General features: G+C 73.9%; 15 protein-coding genes. 4 read left to right on the forward strand and 11 right to left on the reverse strand.

The genetic code is table 11. The features are described 5' to 3' along the window. Window positions 1–11: 11 nt before the first annotated feature. The 4 genes from ACZ3ZE_RS10115 to ACZ3ZE_RS10130 all read right to left on the reverse strand — a co-directional run bounded on the left by ACZ3ZE_RS10115 (window position 12) and on the right by ACZ3ZE_RS10130 (window position 5,200). Window positions 12–989 carry a S66 peptidase family protein gene (locus tag ACZ3ZE_RS10115; RefSeq protein ID WP_467258320.1) on the reverse strand — a complete coding sequence of 326 codons (978 nt, stop codon included), beginning with the start codon at window positions 987–989 and terminating at the stop codon, window positions 12–14. Next, window positions 986–2,971 (reverse strand): prolyl oligopeptidase family serine peptidase, encoded by a 1,986-nt coding sequence (locus tag ACZ3ZE_RS10120; protein ID WP_467258323.1) that lies wholly within the window; start codon window positions 2,969–2,971, stop codon window positions 986–988. The genes ACZ3ZE_RS10115 and ACZ3ZE_RS10120 overlap by 4 nt, the downstream gene beginning before the upstream one ends. 68 nt (window positions 2,972–3,039) lie before the next feature. Then, a complete protein-coding gene (locus tag ACZ3ZE_RS10125) occupies window positions 3,040–4,374 on the reverse strand; it encodes a M20/M25/M40 family metallo-hydrolase (RefSeq protein WP_467258326.1) in 1,335 nt (444 codons plus the stop codon). After that, the gene (locus ACZ3ZE_RS10130) at window positions 4,367–5,200 is read right to left on the reverse strand and encodes a M55 family metallopeptidase (RefSeq protein ID WP_361174629.1); all 834 of its coding nucleotides are present in this window, start codon (window positions 5,198–5,200) and stop codon (window positions 4,367–4,369) included. The genes ACZ3ZE_RS10125 and ACZ3ZE_RS10130 overlap by 8 nt, the downstream gene beginning before the upstream one ends. 181 nt (window positions 5,201–5,381) lie before the next feature. Between ACZ3ZE_RS10130 and ACZ3ZE_RS10135 the strand changes: the two genes are divergently transcribed. Beyond that, the gene (locus ACZ3ZE_RS10135) at window positions 5,382–6,545 is read left to right on the forward strand and encodes a hypothetical protein (protein ID WP_467258329.1); all 1,164 of its coding nucleotides are present in this window, start codon (window positions 5,382–5,384) and stop codon (window positions 6,543–6,545) included. A 119-nt stretch (window positions 6,546–6,664) separates the two neighbouring features. Here ACZ3ZE_RS10135 and ACZ3ZE_RS10140 read toward each other — a convergent pair whose 3' ends face one another. Together ACZ3ZE_RS10140 and ACZ3ZE_RS10145 are read right to left on the reverse strand one after the other, a co-directional pair. Further along, the gene (locus tag ACZ3ZE_RS10140) at window positions 6,665–9,133 is read right to left on the reverse strand and encodes an MFS transporter (protein ID WP_467258331.1); all 2,469 of its coding nucleotides are present in this window, start codon (window positions 9,131–9,133) and stop codon (window positions 6,665–6,667) included. Between the two features lie 263 nt (window positions 9,134–9,396). Beyond that, the gene (locus ACZ3ZE_RS10145) at window positions 9,397–9,840 is read right to left on the reverse strand and encodes an SRPBCC family protein (protein WP_361174635.1); all 444 of its coding nucleotides are present in this window, start codon (window positions 9,838–9,840) and stop codon (window positions 9,397–9,399) included. A 138-nt stretch (window positions 9,841–9,978) separates the two neighbouring features. On the opposite strand from ACZ3ZE_RS10145, the gene ACZ3ZE_RS10150 reads away from it, so the two are divergent. From ACZ3ZE_RS10150 to ACZ3ZE_RS10160, 3 genes are all read left to right on the forward strand, one after another. Then, a complete protein-coding gene (locus ACZ3ZE_RS10150; protein WP_361174638.1) occupies window positions 9,979–11,025 on the forward strand; it encodes an Rv2578c family radical SAM protein in 1,047 nt (348 codons plus the stop codon). 93 nt (window positions 11,026–11,118) lie between these two features. Further along, the gene (locus ACZ3ZE_RS10155; protein WP_442305262.1) at window positions 11,119–12,720 is read left to right on the forward strand and encodes an alpha/beta hydrolase; all 1,602 of its coding nucleotides are present in this window, start codon (window positions 11,119–11,121) and stop codon (window positions 12,718–12,720) included. A gap of 71 nt (window positions 12,721–12,791) precedes the next feature. Further along, entirely contained in the window at window positions 12,792–13,202 is a 411-nt protein-coding gene (locus ACZ3ZE_RS10160) for a RidA family protein (protein ID WP_467258333.1), read from the forward strand. A gap of 22 nt (window positions 13,203–13,224) precedes the next feature. Here the strand turns inward: ACZ3ZE_RS10160 and ACZ3ZE_RS10165 are convergent, their stop codons facing one another. From ACZ3ZE_RS10165 to ACZ3ZE_RS10185, 5 genes are all read right to left on the reverse strand, one after another. Then, window positions 13,225–13,926: a DUF6230 family protein gene (locus ACZ3ZE_RS10165; protein WP_467258336.1), complete on the reverse strand. Its 702-nt coding sequence runs from the start codon at window positions 13,924–13,926 to the stop codon at window positions 13,225–13,227. Beyond that, window positions 13,923–14,534 (reverse strand): hypothetical protein, encoded by a 612-nt coding sequence (locus ACZ3ZE_RS10170; RefSeq protein ID WP_361622760.1) that lies wholly within the window; start codon window positions 14,532–14,534, stop codon window positions 13,923–13,925. The genes ACZ3ZE_RS10165 and ACZ3ZE_RS10170 overlap by 4 nt, the downstream gene beginning before the upstream one ends. Window positions 14,535–14,620: 86 nt before the next feature. Continuing rightward, the gene (locus ACZ3ZE_RS10175) at window positions 14,621–15,025 is read right to left on the reverse strand and encodes a DUF6114 domain-containing protein (protein ID WP_361622763.1); all 405 of its coding nucleotides are present in this window, start codon (window positions 15,023–15,025) and stop codon (window positions 14,621–14,623) included. Further along, window positions 15,019–15,780, reverse strand: a complete 762-nt coding sequence (locus tag ACZ3ZE_RS10180; protein ID WP_361174655.1) for a DUF6230 family protein — start codon at window positions 15,778–15,780, stop codon at window positions 15,019–15,021. The genes ACZ3ZE_RS10175 and ACZ3ZE_RS10180 overlap by 7 nt, the downstream gene beginning before the upstream one ends. Beyond that, window positions 15,777–16,220: a DUF6114 domain-containing protein gene (locus tag ACZ3ZE_RS10185; protein WP_467258338.1), complete on the reverse strand. Its 444-nt coding sequence runs from the start codon at window positions 16,218–16,220 to the stop codon at window positions 15,777–15,779. Before ACZ3ZE_RS10185 ends, ACZ3ZE_RS10180 begins: the two co-directional genes overlap by 4 nt. Between the last annotated feature and the right edge of the window lie 160 nt (window positions 16,221–16,380).

Genomic DNA, 16,380 nt, shown 5'->3' on the forward strand with positions numbered 1-16,380 from the left:
CCCCGCGCCGGTCACCGCAGGGCCGGCACCTCCAGTGTGAGCGTCCCCGCCTCCGCGTCCAGCACCCCGGGGATCCCGAACGGCACGGTCGGCGCGCTCGCCTCGTGCCCGAAGCCCATCCGCTCGACGACGGGGACCCCGAGCCCGCCGAGCCGGTCGGCGAGCACCGCGCGCACCTCCTCGTACGGACCGCACTCCTCCCAGGACCCGAGCCCGATCCCGGCGACCCCGTCCAGCCAGCCGGAGCGCAGCAGTTGGGTGAGGATCCGGTCCAGCCGGTACGGCTCCTCCCCCACGTCCTCCAGGAGCAGCAGCCCGCCACGGGCGGAGGGCCGGGCGTGCGGGGTGCCGAGCTCGGCCGCGAGCAGGCTGACGCAGCCGCCGAGGGTGACACCGCGGGCCCGGCCCGGCACCAGGGCGCCGGCCGTCGCCGTGGCGATGGTGCGCACCGACTCGGGCTCGAAGAGGGTGGCCCGCAGGGACTCGCGGGTGTGCGGGTCCTGGAGGAAGGCGGCGGCCGCGACCATGGGGCCGTGCAGGGTGGCGAGGCCGAGCCGGGTGGCGAAGGCCTCGTGGAGGGCGGTGATGTCGCTGTACCCGACGAGGACCTTGGGGGTGGCGGCCCGCATCGCCGTCCAGTCGACGAGGTCGGCCATCCGCTGGGCGCCGTAGCCGCCGCGCGCGCAGAACACGGCGGAGACGTCCGGGTCGCACCAGGCCTCGGTGAGGTCGCGGGCGCGGGCCGCGTCCACCCCGGCGAGGTAGCCGAGGCCGGGGTGGGTGGCGAGGACGTGCGGGGCGACGACCGGGTCGAGGTCCCAGCCGCGGAGGATGTCGAGGCCGGCCCGGAGCCGGTCCTCCGGGATGGGGCCGCTGGGCGCGACGACGGCCACCCGGGCGCCGGGGCGCAACCGGGGCGGCCGGGTGAGCGCGGGCACCGGTCCGGTCTCGGGCGGGCCGGCGTGCGGCGTCCTGGCGGTGGCGGTCACGTCCGGAACTCCAGGAGGGGGACGTCGGTCCGCTCGATTCCGAAGGTCCGGACATAGAGCGCGAGTTCGGCTTCGAGGGCGCGGATCATCGTGTCGGCCCTGCGGAAGCCGTGCCCCTCGCCCTCGAAGGCGAGGTAGGCGTGCGGGACGCCCCGGCCGGCCATCCGGGTGAGGAAGCGCTCGGCCTGCGCGGGCGGGCAGATGACGTCGTCGAGCCCCTGGAGCAGCACGAAGGGTGCGGTGATCTTCTCGACGTGCTCCAGAGGGGAGCGCTCGCGGTACCGGTCGGGCACCTCGTCGAGCGGGCCGATCAGCGAGTGCAGGTACTGCGACTCGAAGTCGTGGGTCTCCTCGGTGCCCCAGCCGGTCAGGTCCAGGACCGGGTAGATGATCGTGCCGCAGGCGTACACGTCGCTCCGCGCGAGGGAGGCGGCGCTGGTCCAGCCGCCCGCGCTGCCGCCGCGGATCGCGAGGCGGTCCGGGTCGGCGGTGCCCTCGTCGGCGAGCGCGCGGGCGACGGCGGCGCAGTCCTCCACGTCGACCACGCCCCACTGCTCGCGCAGCCGTTCGCGGTACTCCCTGCCGTAGCCGGTGGAGCCGCCGTAGTTGACCTCGGCGACGCCGATGCCACGGGAGGTGAAGTAGGCGATCTCCAGGTCGAGGACGAGCGGGGAGTGCCCGGTGGGGCCGCCGTGCGCCCACACCACGAAGGGCGGGCGCTCCGTGTCGGGCGCGGTCCGGTCGGGGCTGTGCGGCGGGTGGACGTGGGCGTGGATCTCCCGGCCGTCGGGTCCGGTGAAGGTGCGGCTCCGGGGCTCGGGGTAGTACGCGGGGTCGACCGGGTCGGTGTGCGGGGCGCCGATCACCCGGGCCCGGCCGGTGCGGGTGTCCAGCTCGACGACCTCGGCGCCGCTGCGGGGGCCGGCGGCGACTCCGACGACGCGGGTGCCGTGCACGGCGAGGGTGGCGGCCCATTCGGTCCAGGGGCCGACGGCGTCGACGAGGTCGCCGCTGTCGGGGTCGAGTATGCCGAGGGCGGTGGCGCCCTTGCCGTGGACGACGGCGATCAGGCCGTTCTCCAGGGGGGCGAACCAGCTGCGGCCCAGCGTCCAGAGCGGTCCGCCGAACTCCTCGGGGCGGGGGGTGAGCGCGACCGGGTCGCCGTCCGGGCCGGTGCGGTAGAGGTTCCACCAGCCGGTGCGGTCGCTGAGGTGGAGCAGCTGCCCGTCGGCGGTCCAGCCGACCTGGGGCACCGACTCCTCGGGTCCGCCGGCGACGGTGCGGGCCGCGTGGAAGGTGCCGTCGTCGCCGACCCGGGCGAGCTGCACCTCGGTGCCGTCCCACGGCATCCGGGGGTGGTCCCAGCCGATCCAGGCGGCCTGCCGGCCGTCCGGCGAGAGGCGCGGTCCGGTGACGAACCGGTGCCGCCCGTCGGAGAGTTCGCGCACCCGGCCGCGGTCCTCGGCGGCCGAGCCGTCCAGCGGTACGGCGACGATCACCCGGCGCACGTCGGTCGGCGCGGGCCCGGTGAACTCCTCCAGGACGCACCACACCTCGCCCCGGTCGGCTTGGACGACGGGGTCGGCCCAGCGCAGTCCGCCGCCGGTCGCCGAGACCGGGGTGAGCGGCCGGGGCTCGGCGCCCGGTGCCGCGTCCGGCTCGTAGGCGTAGAGGCGCTGGTCGGGGAAGTGGCAGAAGACGAGGAGCGGCGAGCCGTCGGCCCGTGTCGTGCCGGCCCAGGGCTGTCCGCCGTACTCGATGACCCGGCTGCGCACGTTCCACGGCGCGGGCAGGACGGATTCCTCGGTGCCGTCGGGGCGGCGCCGCACCAGCGCGCGGCGGCCTCCCTCCGTGGGGCGCGGAGCGGTCCACCACACGTCGTCGCCGAGCACCCCGACATGGTCGGGGCGCCCGTCGTGTGCGGCGGCGAGCGCGGCGCCGATGGGTGACGGCCAGCTGCCGTAGGCGGCCGTGGTTACCATCTCGATCCCCCCTGGGCGGAACGTGAGTAGCGGTCGGGTGTCGGAACCGCGGCGGGCCGCCGCGGTGGTCAGGCGGACCGCAGGTAGCGGTCGAGGACGCGGACGCCGAAGTGGAGCGCGTCGACGGGGACGCGTTCGTCGACGCCGTGGAAGAGCGCCCCGTAGTCGAGCTCCGGGGGCAGCTTCAGCGGCGAGAAGCCGTAGCCGGTGATGCCGAGGCGGGAGAACTGCTTGGCGTCGGTGCCGCCCGACATGGAGAAGGGGATGACGTGCCCGGCCGGGTCGACGTGCTCGACGGCCGCGCGCAGCTTGGCGAAGGTCGGCGAGTCGACGGGGGCCTGGAGCGGCACCTCGCGGTGGTGGAACTCCCAGGAGACGTCGGGGCCGGTGAGCCGGTCCATGGTCGTGATGAACTCGTCCTCGGCGCCCGGCAGCATCCGCCCGTCGACGTAGGCCACGGCGTGGCCCGGGATCACGTTCACCTTGTAGCCCGCGTCCAGCATCGTGGGGTTGGCGCTGTTGCGGACGGTGGGCGCGACCAGGGCGGCGGCCGGTCCCAGCTTCTCCAGGAGCAGGTCCGTGTCGAAGTCGGGGGCGTCGACGTCGACGTCGATGCCGTACACGGCGGCCAGTTCGGTGAGCGCGGCCCGCACCGTGCGGGTGAGCCGGACGGGCCAGGTGTGGGCGCCGATGCGGGCGACGGCCTCGGCGAGGCGGGTGACCGCGTTGGCCGTGTTGACCTTGGAGCCGTGGCCCGCCCGGCCGTGGGCGGTGAGCTTGATCCAGGCGGTGCCGCGCTCGCCCGCGGCGATCGGGTAGAGGGTCGTCCGGGGGTCCGGGTGGAAGCTGAAGGCGCCCGACTCGCTGATGCCCTCGGTGCAGCCCTCGAAGAGGCCGGGGTGCCGGTCGACGAGGAAATCGGAGCCGTCCTCGGCGCTGGCCTCCTCGTCGGCGGTGTAGGCGAGGACGATGTCACGGCGCGGCCGGAAGCCCTCCCGGGCCCAGGAGCGGACGACGGCGAGCACCATCGCGTCCATGTTCTTCATGTCGACGGCGCCGCGCCCCCACACGACGCCGTCGCGGACCTCGCCGGAGAAGGGGTGGACGGTCCAGTCGGCGGCCTCGGCCGGGACGACGTCCAGGTGCCCGTGGACCAGCAGGGCCTCGGCGGCCGGGTCGGTGCCGGGGATGCGGGCGACGACGTTGGTGCGGCCCGGGGTCCGCTCCAGCAGGGTCGGTTCGAGGCCGGCGCCGGCGAGCCGCTCCGCCACGTACTCGGCGGCGGGCCGCTCGCGGCAGTCGCCGCCGCCGCGGTTGGTGGTGTCGATCCTGATCAGCTCGGAGGTGAAGGTGACCACCTCGTCGAGCGCCGTCGCGTCCGGGCCCCGGACCTCCTCAGCCATACTGCTCCTCCACTGCGGCGGAGACGATGGTCGTGACCGCCTTGAACGTGCGAATCGCCTCGTACATCGTCTCGCTGGTGTAGGCGGTCCTGCGTTCGCCACTCCGCTCGGCGCCGGGGACCACCGTGGCGGCGGCGGCCAGATGTTCCGCGTCGAACTCCAGCTCCACCGTGAACGGCCCGCCGCTGACCGGCTCGTGCCGCACGGCGAGCGCGGCCGCGGCCTTCGCCGCCGCGCGGATGTCGGCGGCCGTCCTGGTGGGGGTGCGGCACACCGCCGCGTACCGCGAGACGTGGTCCTTGACGGCGACCTTGTGCGCCTCCGGCGCGTACCCCAGGGCGTCGTCGCAGGTGAGGTCGTCGCCGGTGACGAGGACGACGGGGACCCCGTACTCGGCGACCACGTGCGCGTTGAGCAGGCCCTCGCTGGCGCGCACCCCGTTGAGCCAGACACCGGTGATGGAGTTGGCGAGGTAGGTGTGGGCGAGGACGCCCTCGGCCCCCGCTCCCGTGTGGTAGCCGACGAAGGCGATGCCGTCGACGTCCCCGTGCTGGACGCCCTCGACCATGGAGAGCGACTTGTGGCGCCCGGTGAGCATCTCGGCCCGCTCGTCGAGCCGCTCCAGCAGCAGGTTGCGCATGCTCCAGTGCGCCTCGTTGATCAGCACCTCGTCGGCGCCGCCGTCGAAGAAGCCGAGCACCGCCGCGTTCACGTCCGAGGTGAACATGGACCGGCATCTCTCCCACTGGGGAGTGCCGGGCAGCACGTCGGCGGGCCAGGTCACACCGGTGGCGCCTTCCATGTCGGCGCTGATCAGGATCTTCATGCCTGGCACCGTACGCGCCGACCGGCGGACCCGACCACCCCTGTGGAAAAGTGTCGGAGGCGTGGACCAGTGGCGGTTCCGGGGGCCCGTCTCGGGCAGTGATTCGGGCGAATCCTTTCATCTCGTACGTATAGGCTGACGGGCGCAGTTTTCTCGCCCCGCAGACCCAGGAGACCCCTCGGTGACCACCTCTCTCGCCCCGTCCGAGACCCCCGCCGACATCGAGACCGAGACCTACATCGAGACCGAGACCGAGACCGGCACGGAGCCCGGCACGGAGCCCGACGCCGATACGCCCGACCTCGATGCCCCCGTCGTCCTCGACACCGGCGAGTGGGTCGAGCCCGCCGCGGAGGCCGTCGCCGAGGTCGTCGTCCGGGACGCCCACGACTTCGGCGTGTACGCGCGGACGGGCGGCTGGGCGTTCGCGCTCAAGGTGGCACGGAGCGTGCGGCCGGGCGGTCAGGCCGCCGAGGGCACGGAGAAGGTGTCGGCGAAGGCCTTCGCCGAGCTCGCCGGCTGCTCCCCCGAGCGGGTCATGCGCTACTACAAGGCGTGGGACATGGCCGCGGACGACGGCCTCGTGCCGCAGTTCGAAGCCCTGGCCCCCGGGCAGGAGGTCGAGCTGCCCGAGGCCGACGCCTGGCTCTCGTACTACTCCTCCCGCTCCAGCGCGACCTCCGTGCGCGGCCACGCGATCAGCGCGGCGGCCGAGGCCGAGGGCATCAAGCCGACGAAGGCGCTGGAGGTGGCCGAGAACCCGACCGCGCTGCGCGCGGCCATCCTCGCCGACCCCGGCACGGCCGAAGCGGCGCGGGGCGCGCTGCTCGACCGGATGAAGGAGGACCCGGCGCTGCAGACCGAGATGGCCCGGGCCATCGCCCGCACCGGCGACCTGAAGAAGGCGGTGGCGCAGGAGGCGAAGGCGGCCGACCGGATCGAGTACGTCCGGCAGATCGCCGAGGGCGGGCAGATCAGGACGCCCGCGGGGCAGACCGTCGACGCCCCGGCGGAGCTGCGCGCGGAGGCCGAGCGGCACCTGTCGCTCATCGACGAACTCGACGAGTCGGAGGAGGCCGGCGAGTGGGCCGGCGAGGCCTACGACACGGTGAAGTCGCTGGTCGTCCAGGCCGTGGAGGCGGACCCGGCGCTGCGGGTGCAGGAGCGCCGCACCAAGTTCTACAACAGCCTGCAGAAGGCGACGAAGGTCTTCGAGGAGCTGACCCTGGACGAGGTCCTGGAGGAGGACGTCGTCGAGGAGGACATGCTCCAGCGCCTTGAGGCGCTCCAGGAGGCGATCGGCGCCTGCATCAGCGCGATCCGCAAGGCGACCACCACCTCCTGATCCGACCGATTCCGACTGATCGATCTGGTCTGTCCGATCCGTCTGATCCGTCTGATCCATCTGATCCGTACGGGCCGGCCCGGGCGACCAGGCCGGCCCTTCGGTAGCGCCGCGCGCGCTCAGTCCTCGTGGCCGAGCTGGAGGTCGCGCTCGGTGCGGCCGCCGCCCGCGACCTGGAGGACGGTGGCGACCGGCGGGTATCCGGCGGCGATGACCGTGTACTCGCCGGAGGACAGGTCGACGAAGCGGAAGGTCCCGTCGGGGCCGGTGGTGAGGGTGTCGACGACGTTGCCGGCGGCGTCGAGCAGGGTCACCCGGGCGTCCTCGACGGGCCGCCCGCCGCCCGCCCGCACCGTGCCGCGCAGCACCGCGCCGCCGGCCAGCTCGATGTCCTGGCGGGTCTCGCGGGAGGCCTGGACGCTCACCGGGAGGGCGGCGGGCCGGAAGGCGGGGGCGCTCGCGGCCAGGGTGTACTCGCCGGCGACCAGCTCCCCGATGACGTAGCCGCCCTCGCGCCCGCTGCGGGTGGAGGCGACGACCTCGCCGCGGACGTCGGTGAGGGTGACGGCCGCGTCCCGTACGGGGGTGCCGTCGGCGGTGACGACGGCCCCGGCGAGCCGCCCGGCGCCGCCGAGGACGACGTCGAGGTCGACCGGGCGCTCCCCGACGGTGACGGCGACGGCCTGCGGCTGGTGGCCGCCGGCGGCCGCGATCAGGACGTACGCGCCGGGGCCGGGCGCGCTCAGCGCGTACCGTCCGTCGTCGCCGCTCGCGCCGCGCCCGACCTGGCGGCCCTGGACGTCGATGAGGGTGAGGGCGGCGCGCGGCACGCAGCTGCCGTCGTGGTGCTGGACGGTGCCGCAGACGGGCACGCCCGCGAGCAGCGGGGCGGGGGCGCCGGTGGGGATGCCGGGCCGGGCGTGCGGGACGGCGGTGGCCGGAGCGGGGGCGGGGGCCTCGGTGGCGGGGGTGTGGTGGGACACCAGCGGTTTCTCCTTGAGGAAGAAGGCGAGGACGAGGCCGAGCACGAGGACCGGCACGAGGTAGAGGAAGATCCGGGGCATCGCGTCGGCGTACGCCTGGACGAAGGCGTCGCGCAGGGCGGGTGGCAGCGCGTGGACCGCCTGCGGGGTGATCGAGTCGGCGGCGGGCAGCGCGGCGGCGCCGTTCTCGGGGAGCCGGTCGGCGAGGGCGGTGTCGAGGCGGGAGGCGAAGAGGGTGCCGAAGACCGCGGCGCCGACGCTGCCGCCGATCTGCCGGAAGTAGGTGTGGGCGCTGGTGGCGGTCCCGAGGTCGGCGGGGCGCACCGAGTTCTGCACGGCGAGCACGAGGACCGGCATGACGAGGCCGATGCCGAGGCCGAGGACGGCCTGCCAGAGGCCCTGCTGGAGGCGGGGCGTGTCGGTGTCCAGGCGGGAGAGCAGCCACATGCCGAGGGTGGCGACGGCGCCGCCGAGCACGGGGTAGACCTTGTAGTGGCCGGTGCGGCTGATGAGCTGGCCTGAGACGACGGAGGCGATGACGATGCCTCCCATCAGCGGGAGCATGAGCAGGCCGGACTCGGTGGCGGTGGCACCCTCGACCATCTGCAGGAAGGTCGGCAGATAGCTGGCGGCGCCGAAGAGCGCGATGCCGACCACCATGCCGACGAGGCTGGTGACGGTGAAGACGGAGTCGCGGAACAGGCGCAGCGGGATGAGCGGTTCGGGGGCGAGGCGCTCGACGAGGAGGAAGAGGGCGGCGGCCGCGACGGCGCCGCAGCCGAGGCCGAGGATGACCCGGGAGTCCCAGGCATACCGGGTGCCGCCCCAACTGGTCAGCAGGACCAGGCAGGTGGAGGCGGTGGCGAGCAGCAGGGCGCCGAGGACGTCGAAGCGGGCCCGGACGGCGGGCTTGGGCAGCTTGAGGACGACGGCGACGACGGCGAGGGTGACGAGGCCGAAGGGCACGTTGAAGTAGAAGCACCAGCGCCAGGAGACGTGGTCGGTGAAGAACCCGCCGAGCAGCGGCCCGGCGACGGAGGCGAGTCCGAAGGCGGCGCCGATGAGGCCCATGTAGCGGCCGCGTTCCCGGGAGGGGACGATGTCGGCGATGATCGCCTGGACGCCGATCATCAGTCCGCCCGCCCCGGCGCCCTGGAGGGCGCGGAAGGCGATGAGCTGGTCCATGCTGCGCGACCAGCCCGCGAGGCCGGAGCCGATCACGAAGACGACGATGGCGAAGAGGAAGACGCCCTTGCGGCCGAGGAGGTCGCCCAGCTTCCCGTAGACGGGCAGGCCGATGGTGGCGGTGAGCAGGTAGGCGGTGATCGCCCAGGACATCCGGTCCAGGCCCTGGAGTTCGCCGACGATCTTCGGCAGGGCGGTGGCGACGATCATCTGCTCCAGCGCGGCGAGCAGCAGCGCGAGCATGAGGCCGCAGAAGACGAGCCGGACCCGTCGCGGGTCGAGCTCGGCCTGCGGGCCGGGCGGTGGCGCCTGGGCGGCGGGCGGGCCGACGACGGGAAGCGGGACCGTTTCACCGTCCTCTTGGGCGGCCTGGGCGGCTTCGGTTCCTCGGGCGTGCTTCGCAAGCGTGATCGCACCCACGTGCTGCTCCCCTCGTCACGGCGTCTGCGCGCGTCATTCTTCGCATTGCGCGCGAAGCGGGAGCAAGTCGGGCGGTACGGGAGGAGGGTGGGCCGCCGGGCCCCGAACGCCCCTCGGGGACCGCGCACTTGGGGCGCTCATCAGGGCGTTTACGGGGCTTCCCGCGACCCCTGGGTGCGCCGGGCGCTCTGGTGGGGGTCGCGGGGAAACCACTCGAATCGGTGAGGGATCGGAGCGTTACTTCCCCGATCCGTTTCCCGAGGCTACTTCTCGACCTCGGCGGCCAGCTTGGCCAGCACGGCGTCGTAGATGCGCCCGAGACCCTTGGGCGCGAAGGTCCGCTCGAAGAAGCCGCCGATGCCGCCGGCGCCGTTCCAGACGGTGCTGACGACGACCTTCGCGCTGCCCTCGCCGGCCGGGGTGACGGTCCAGGTGGTGACCATGGAGGAGTTGCGGTCCTTCTCGACGAGCTGCCCGTCGGTGGGCTCGCCGACCTCCAGGAGGCAGTCGCGGACGCGCTTGCTGGTGGCCTGCAGCTTCCAGTGGACGAGGGTGCCCTGCCCGTCGCCGCCCTCGCGCACCTCGTACTCGCTGAAGTGCTCGGGGAGCAGCTTCGCGCGCGTGCCGCTGTAGTCGGCCAGGGCATCGAACACCGTCTCCGCGTCGGCGGCGATGACCCGCTCCGTCGTGGCCTCGACCTGCGCCATGGGACTTCCTCCAGCTTGATCTCTCAGGGATGTGCGTCAAGCCAACCACCTGCGCGCCGGGGCGCGAAATCCGGGTTGCGACGATCAAGGGAACATGTGTTCTATTCTGGTTTCCACCCCCGCTCCCGAGGAGGCGCCATGCGATGGGACCGTCTGGCCGACAGCCCTGCCACCGCCGCCACGCCCACCGCGCCCGCCGACATCGCCCTGTTCGGCACGGACGCGGTCACCCGCACGTTCGACACGCCCGAGTTCCGCGGCATCACCTTCCACGAGGTGCGGGCCCGGTCGATCGTCAACCGGGTGCCCGGCGCCTCCCGGATGCCGTTCGAGTGGACGGTCAACCCGTACCGGGGCTGCACCCACGCCTGCGTGTACTGCTTCGCCCGCAAGACCCACGCCTATCTGGACCTGGACACCGGGATCGGCTTCGACTCCCAGATCGTGGTCAAGGTCAACGCCCCGGAGCTGCTCCGCGCCCGGCTCTCCTCCCGGAGCTGGCAGGGCGCGCACATCGCCATGGGCACCAACGTGGACTGCTATCAGCGCGCCGAAGGCAGATACAGACTGATGCCCGGCATCATCGAGGCGCTGCGGGACCGCGCCAACCCGTTCTCCATCCTCACCAAGGGGACGCTGATCCTGCGCGACCAGGAGCTCATCCGGCAGGCCGCCGAGGTGACGGAGGTCGGCGTGTCCGTCTCCGTCGGCTTCACCGACCGCGAGTTGTGGCGCACCGTCGAGCCCGGCACCCCCTCCCCCGAGCGGCGCCTCGACGTCGTACGCGCCTTCGCCGGGCACGGCATCGACGTCGGGGTCCTGATGGCCCCGGTCGTGCCCTTCCTGGGCGACCGGCCCGAGCAGCTGCGCGACACGGTCCGCGCCATCGCCGAGGCCGGCGCCACCTCCGTCACCCCGCTCGTGCTCCATCTGCGACCCGGCGCCCGCGAGTGGTTCTTCGGCTGGCTGCGGCACCACCACCCGGAACTGGTGGGGCGTTACGAGCGGATGTACGCGGCCGGGGCCTACGCGCCGACCTGGTACCAGCGCCGGATCACCCGTCAGGTGCACGAACTGGCCGCCGAGTTCGGCATCGGCCCCGCCCACCGGGGCGCCCCGCGCCGCATACCGGTCCCCGACCACCACGCTCCCCCGGCGGCGGCCGAACAGCTGACCCTGCTCTGAATCGGCGTACCGGAGGCGCCGGAACGTCCTCCGAACGGGTCAACTCTGGGCGGAACCGGTCCCTCCGGGCCGTGGTCGGGGCACGGACGCCGTATGACACCACGCGCAGGAACGCTGATCGCCGCTGGGGCGCTGGTCGCCGGGGCGGTCACCGTCCTGCCCGCGTCCGCCTCGGCCACCACCCCCGACGCGACCGGTCCGGCCCCCCGCCCCACCGCCCCGCTCCGCTGGACCGGCTGCGCCACCACGGCGTACCCGAAGCTCCAGTGCGCCACCCTGAAGGTGCCGCTGGACCACGACCGGCCCACCGGGCGGACGATCACGCTGGCCCTCACCCGGGTCGCGCACACGGCGAAGGCCTCCCAGGGGCCGCTGCTGGTCAACCCCGGCGGCCCGGGCGGCAGCGGGCGCGGGATGGCCGGGTACGTGGCGGCCGCCCTGAAGCCTGAGGTGGCCGCGCAGTACGACGTCATCGGCTTCGATCCGCGCGGCGTCGGCAAGAGCGAGCCCGCCCTGGACTGCCGGCCCGGCCACTTCACCCCCGTCCGCCCCGACTCCGTCCCGCGCGGCGCAGACGACGAGCGGGCGGGCGTCGAGCGCGCCCAGGCCTTCGCCAAGGCCTGCGGCGACAAGTACGCCGACGTCCTGCCGCACATCGACACCGTCTCCACGGCCCGGGACCTCGACGCCATCCGCGCGGCGCTCGGCGCGCCGAAGCTCAGCTACCTCGGCTACTCCTACGGCACCTACCTGGGCGCCGTGTACGCCCGCCTGTTCCCCGAGCGGGTCCGGCGCATGGCCCTGGACTCCGTCGTCAACCCGCACGGCGTCTGGTACGAGGACAACCTGGCGCAGGACTATGCCTTCGACACCCGGCACAAGGACTTCGCCGCCTGGGTGGCCCGCAACGACGCCACGTACCGGCTCGGCACCGACCCCGAGGAGGTCGACGCGGCCTGGTACCGGATGCGCGAGGCGCTGCGCACCGCGCCGGCCGGCGGCAAGGTCGGCCCGGCGGAGCTGGAGGACACCTTCCTGCCGGGCGGCTACTACGACGGCTACTGGCCGCGGCTCGCGGGCGCGTTCGCCGCGTACGTCAACGACGCCGACCCCGCCCCGCTGGTGAAGGCGTACGAGGCCTTCGGCGCCGCGGACGCCGCCACGGACAACGGCTACTCGGTCTACACGAGCGTCCAGTGCCGCGACGCCGCCTGGCCGCGCGACTGGAACGTCTGGCGCAAGGACAACTGGGAGGCGCACACCAAGGCGCCGTTCTCCACCTGGAACAACGCCTGGTACAACGCGCCCTGCGCGTTCTGGCCGGTCGCCTCGCTGACCCCGCCCGACGTCACCAACGACCGGCTGCCCCCGGTGCTGATCCTCCAGGCGACCGAGGACGCGGCCACCCCCTACGAGGGCGGGGTCGCCCTGCACCGGATGATCAGCGGCTCCAGCCTGGTGGTCGAGCAGGGCGGCGGCAACCACGGGGTGACCCTGGCCGGCAACGCCTGCCTGGACAACCACCTCGACGCGTACCTCGCCACCGGCACGGTGCCGCGCGGCGAGGCCGGGTCGGAGACGGACGCGGTCTGCGAGACGCTCCCGGAGCCCGAGCCCGCGAAGGCCTCCGCGGCCCGCGAGGACGCCCCGTCGGCGGGCACCGCACTGCACGGAGTGCTCGGCCACGAGCACTGAGCGGGCCCGGGGCGGGCCCGGGGCGCGGCCGCCCGGCCGGACTGTCAGTGGGGTGCGTCAGGATGTGACGCATGACCACGCATCTGACTCATGTGTCCGCGCCCGAGGGCCTCGCCCCGAGCCCGCAGTACAGCCATGTCGTGTGGGGCACCGGCCGGTTCGTGGCCGTGTCCGGGCAGTGCGCCTTCGACGCCTCCGGCGCGGTCGTCGGCGTCGGCGACCCGGCGGCGCAGGCCCACCAGGTCTTCGACAACCTGCGCCGGTGCCTGGCCTCGGCCGGCGCGGATTTCGAGGACGTCGTGAAGCTCACGTACTTCGTGACGGACGTGGCGCACCTCCCCGCGGTCCGCGCCGCCCGTGACGCCGCCTTCGGCGCGGCCCCGCTGCCGGCGAGCTCCGCGGTGCAGGTGAGCGCCCTGGTCCGGCCCGAACTCCTCATCGAGATCGAGGCGTTCGCGCTCATACCGGAGGACCGGACCTGAGAGGCGGACCCGAGGCCTGGCGCTACGGGGATCCGGGGGTGCCCGTCGGGTCGGCCGGTCTCGGGCAGGCGACCGCGCCGCGCTTCACCGACAGGGTCAGCCGCGGGGTGGTCAGCAGGCCGGGGATCTGCATGTCCTGCGCGGTGCCGGTGATCGAGTCGAACTTGGCGTAGCGGGCCTGGATGCCGAAGCGGTGCTGCGTGCTGTCCAGCGGGTTGACGACGTAGCCGCCCGAGGCGTCCTTGACGGTCTTCACGTCGGCGCCGTTGACGTTGAGGTCGACGATGCCGTCCATGTCGAGGGTGCCGGTGGCGGTGCGCAGGTCGAGGACGGTGTTCCTGGTCCGGATCTCCCAGGTCCCCGGGTCGCTGTCGCCGAGGGTCAGCAGCAGGGTGTACGTGAGTCCCCCGATCTGCTGCCGCCGGCTCAGGCACAGCCCGTTGAGGACACCGTCGGCGAAGCCCATCCGCAGGACGCGCACGGTGCCGGTGGTGCCGTCGGGCCTGCCGACGGTCTGGTCGACGACGGCGGCGCCGTACTGCGTGCCGTACAGGCTGCTGGTGGTGAAGTCGACGGGCTGGTCCTGCATCCGGAGTCCGACGGCCAGCGCGCCCCGAGCCATCGCGGCCGCGAGGAGGCCCGCGACGAGCAGCGCGGGCAGGGCGACGGCGAGCGAGCGGCGCCAGTGGGTGCGCCCCTCCTGGGACGTCTCGGCGCCGCTCACGGGCCGGTCACCGTGATCGTGCCGGGCAGGTGGACGGGGTTGTCGGTGCTGCCGAGGGCGGCGTGGTCGTCGGTGGTGCGGATCGCGTAAATGGTGCCCGCGAACTCGGTGGCACCGGCGGTGAGGGGGATGAACTGGCCGAACCAGTCGAGCAGCCCCTGCACGTTGCAGGCGATGACCAGGACGCAGATGCGGTCGATGCGGCCCCACATCACGGTCGTCTCGGCCTTGCCCGCGCTGTCGTAGCCGCCGAGCGAGCCCTCGTCGGGCACGTCGATGGTGACGGTGTGACCGGCCGCGCGCTGGGTCACGCTCATATGGCGCCGGATCTTCAACTTGGTGAAGGTGTACTTGTTCGTCCGCACCTCGCTGCCGTCGGAGAGCCGGATCGTCACGTCCTTCTCCACCGTGAGGGAGACCGCGAGCAAGCTGTCGATCCGTACGTCCAGGGGGTCCGGCGAGGGCAGGAACGGCACCCCCAGGGGGGCGGGCGCGGCGGCCCGCGGTGCGGCGTCGCTGAGCTGCGGCGGTCCGACGGCCGTGCCGACGGCGGCCAGGAGGACGGCGCCGACGACGAGGGCGCGACGCCAGGCCCGTGTCCCGCTCATCGCGCCTCCCGAGTCCCGTATCCCGGCGGACGCGCCTCCCGTATCGCGTGTCCCGGCGGACGCGCCTCCCGTATCCCGTGTCCCGGTCATCGCGCCTCCCGCAGGGCGCTCCGGCGGGGGCGCTTGGGGCCCCAACCGACGAGCATCGCGCCGCCGAGGACGCCCAGGGCCATGCCGAGGAGGAAGCCGCCCAGGTTGGAGACGACGAGCGAGACGACGGCCAGCACGCACCCGATCAGGCCGAAGGTGTAGCGCTGCCGGGGGGCCACCAGCGGGATGAGCCCGCACAGGATCATCCCGCCGCCGGTGAGGTAGCCGGCCAGTGCGCCGAAGCCGGTGCTGACGATCAGCTGGACCGAGCTGAGCGAGAAGCGGAGCACGGTCCAGCCGCCCGCCACCAGCCACACCGCGCCCCAGAACGGGCGCGTCCGCCGGAAGGCGCGGAACCAGCGGTGCGCGGCCACCGCCCGCGCGGCGAGGGCGCTCAGCATGTCGTCGCCGTTCCGCCGACGATCCTGATGTCGAGCTCGGGCAGCACCAGCGCGCCCGCGATCTCCGCGTCGTAGGCCGTGGCGTCCAGGCCGTGCAGGTTCACCGAGCTGCCGCCCGGTCCGCCGGCCGAGCCGAGCCCGAAGCCGCCCGGGACGGCGCCGGTGAGCGGCTTGCCGTCCACGAGGACCTGGTCGGCGGACTGCCCGATCACCGCGTTCTGCAGGGTGGTGGGGCCGTACGACCTGAGCTCGGTGGCCTGGATGAAGAGGTTCGAGGCGTCGATGTCGGTGGTGAACGCGGCGGGCGGGGTCGCGGTCACCTTCTGCCCGGCCGTCAGGAGCAGCGAGTACGGCACCCCGGCGATCGACTGGTGGACGATCCCGCACAGTCCGGCGAGGCCCGCGCTGGCGAAGCCGACCCGGGCCATGCCCGTGTCGGTGGTGGTGCTGCCGTCCGCGTGCCCGACCGGCGGGGTGTTGACGACGGCGCCGAAGCCGGTGCCCGAGATGCCGTTGGAGGTGAGCGAGAAGGGCTGGCCGGTGACGCTGAAGTTGGCTGCGAGGGCTCCCTGGGCCAGGGCGGCGCCGAGCGCGCCGGCGGCGAGCACGGAGGGGACGAAGGCGAGGGCGCCGCGTCCCCACCGGGTGCCCCGGCGGGTGCCGTCCGCCGCCTCGGCGAGCATGGCGGCGTTCCGGGCGGCGGCGGCGCGGGCGAGGGACCGGGCGGCGTCACGGGCGCCGGGCAGGGGGCTCATGCGGCCGCGCTCCCCTCGTACGCCCGGCGGCGCCTCAGCCGCTTGGCCGGTTTCCCGGGCAGCCAGGAGAAGGCCATCGAGCCGCCGAGCACGGCGAGGAACATGCCCACGAACAGGCCGCCGAGATTGGACAGCGGGAAGGAGGCGACGCCCGCGATCACGGCGATGACGCCTGCGGTGTGCCGCTGGCTCGGCAGCAGCAGGATGAGCAGGGCCATGGCCATCAGGACGACGCCGCCGGACATCCCGGCGATGCCGCCGACGCCGATCTGCAGGATCTTGCCGAGCGGGGCAAGCGGCAGGAAGAAGATCACGAAGCCGCCGAGGCCGGTCCACAGGCCCGCCCAGAAGGGCCGGGTGCGGCGCCAGCGCCGGAAGGCGAGCCGGGCCCGGTGCACGGCGCCGGTCCCGGGCCGTTCGATTGCCGGATCAGGGGTCATGGAGGGCCTCGCAGCGGTCTGGGTGGGGACGTACGGGGAGGGGCGGCCGGCGGGGGGGGCGGCTGGGCCACGGGGTGGCCCGGGGCTCACGGGGTGGTCTGGGGAGCGTGGCCCGCAGGGTGGTCCGGGGAGGGTGACCCGCTCCGGATCACCCCGGGGA

The organism is Streptomyces sp. NPDC023157, assembly GCF_055560575.1.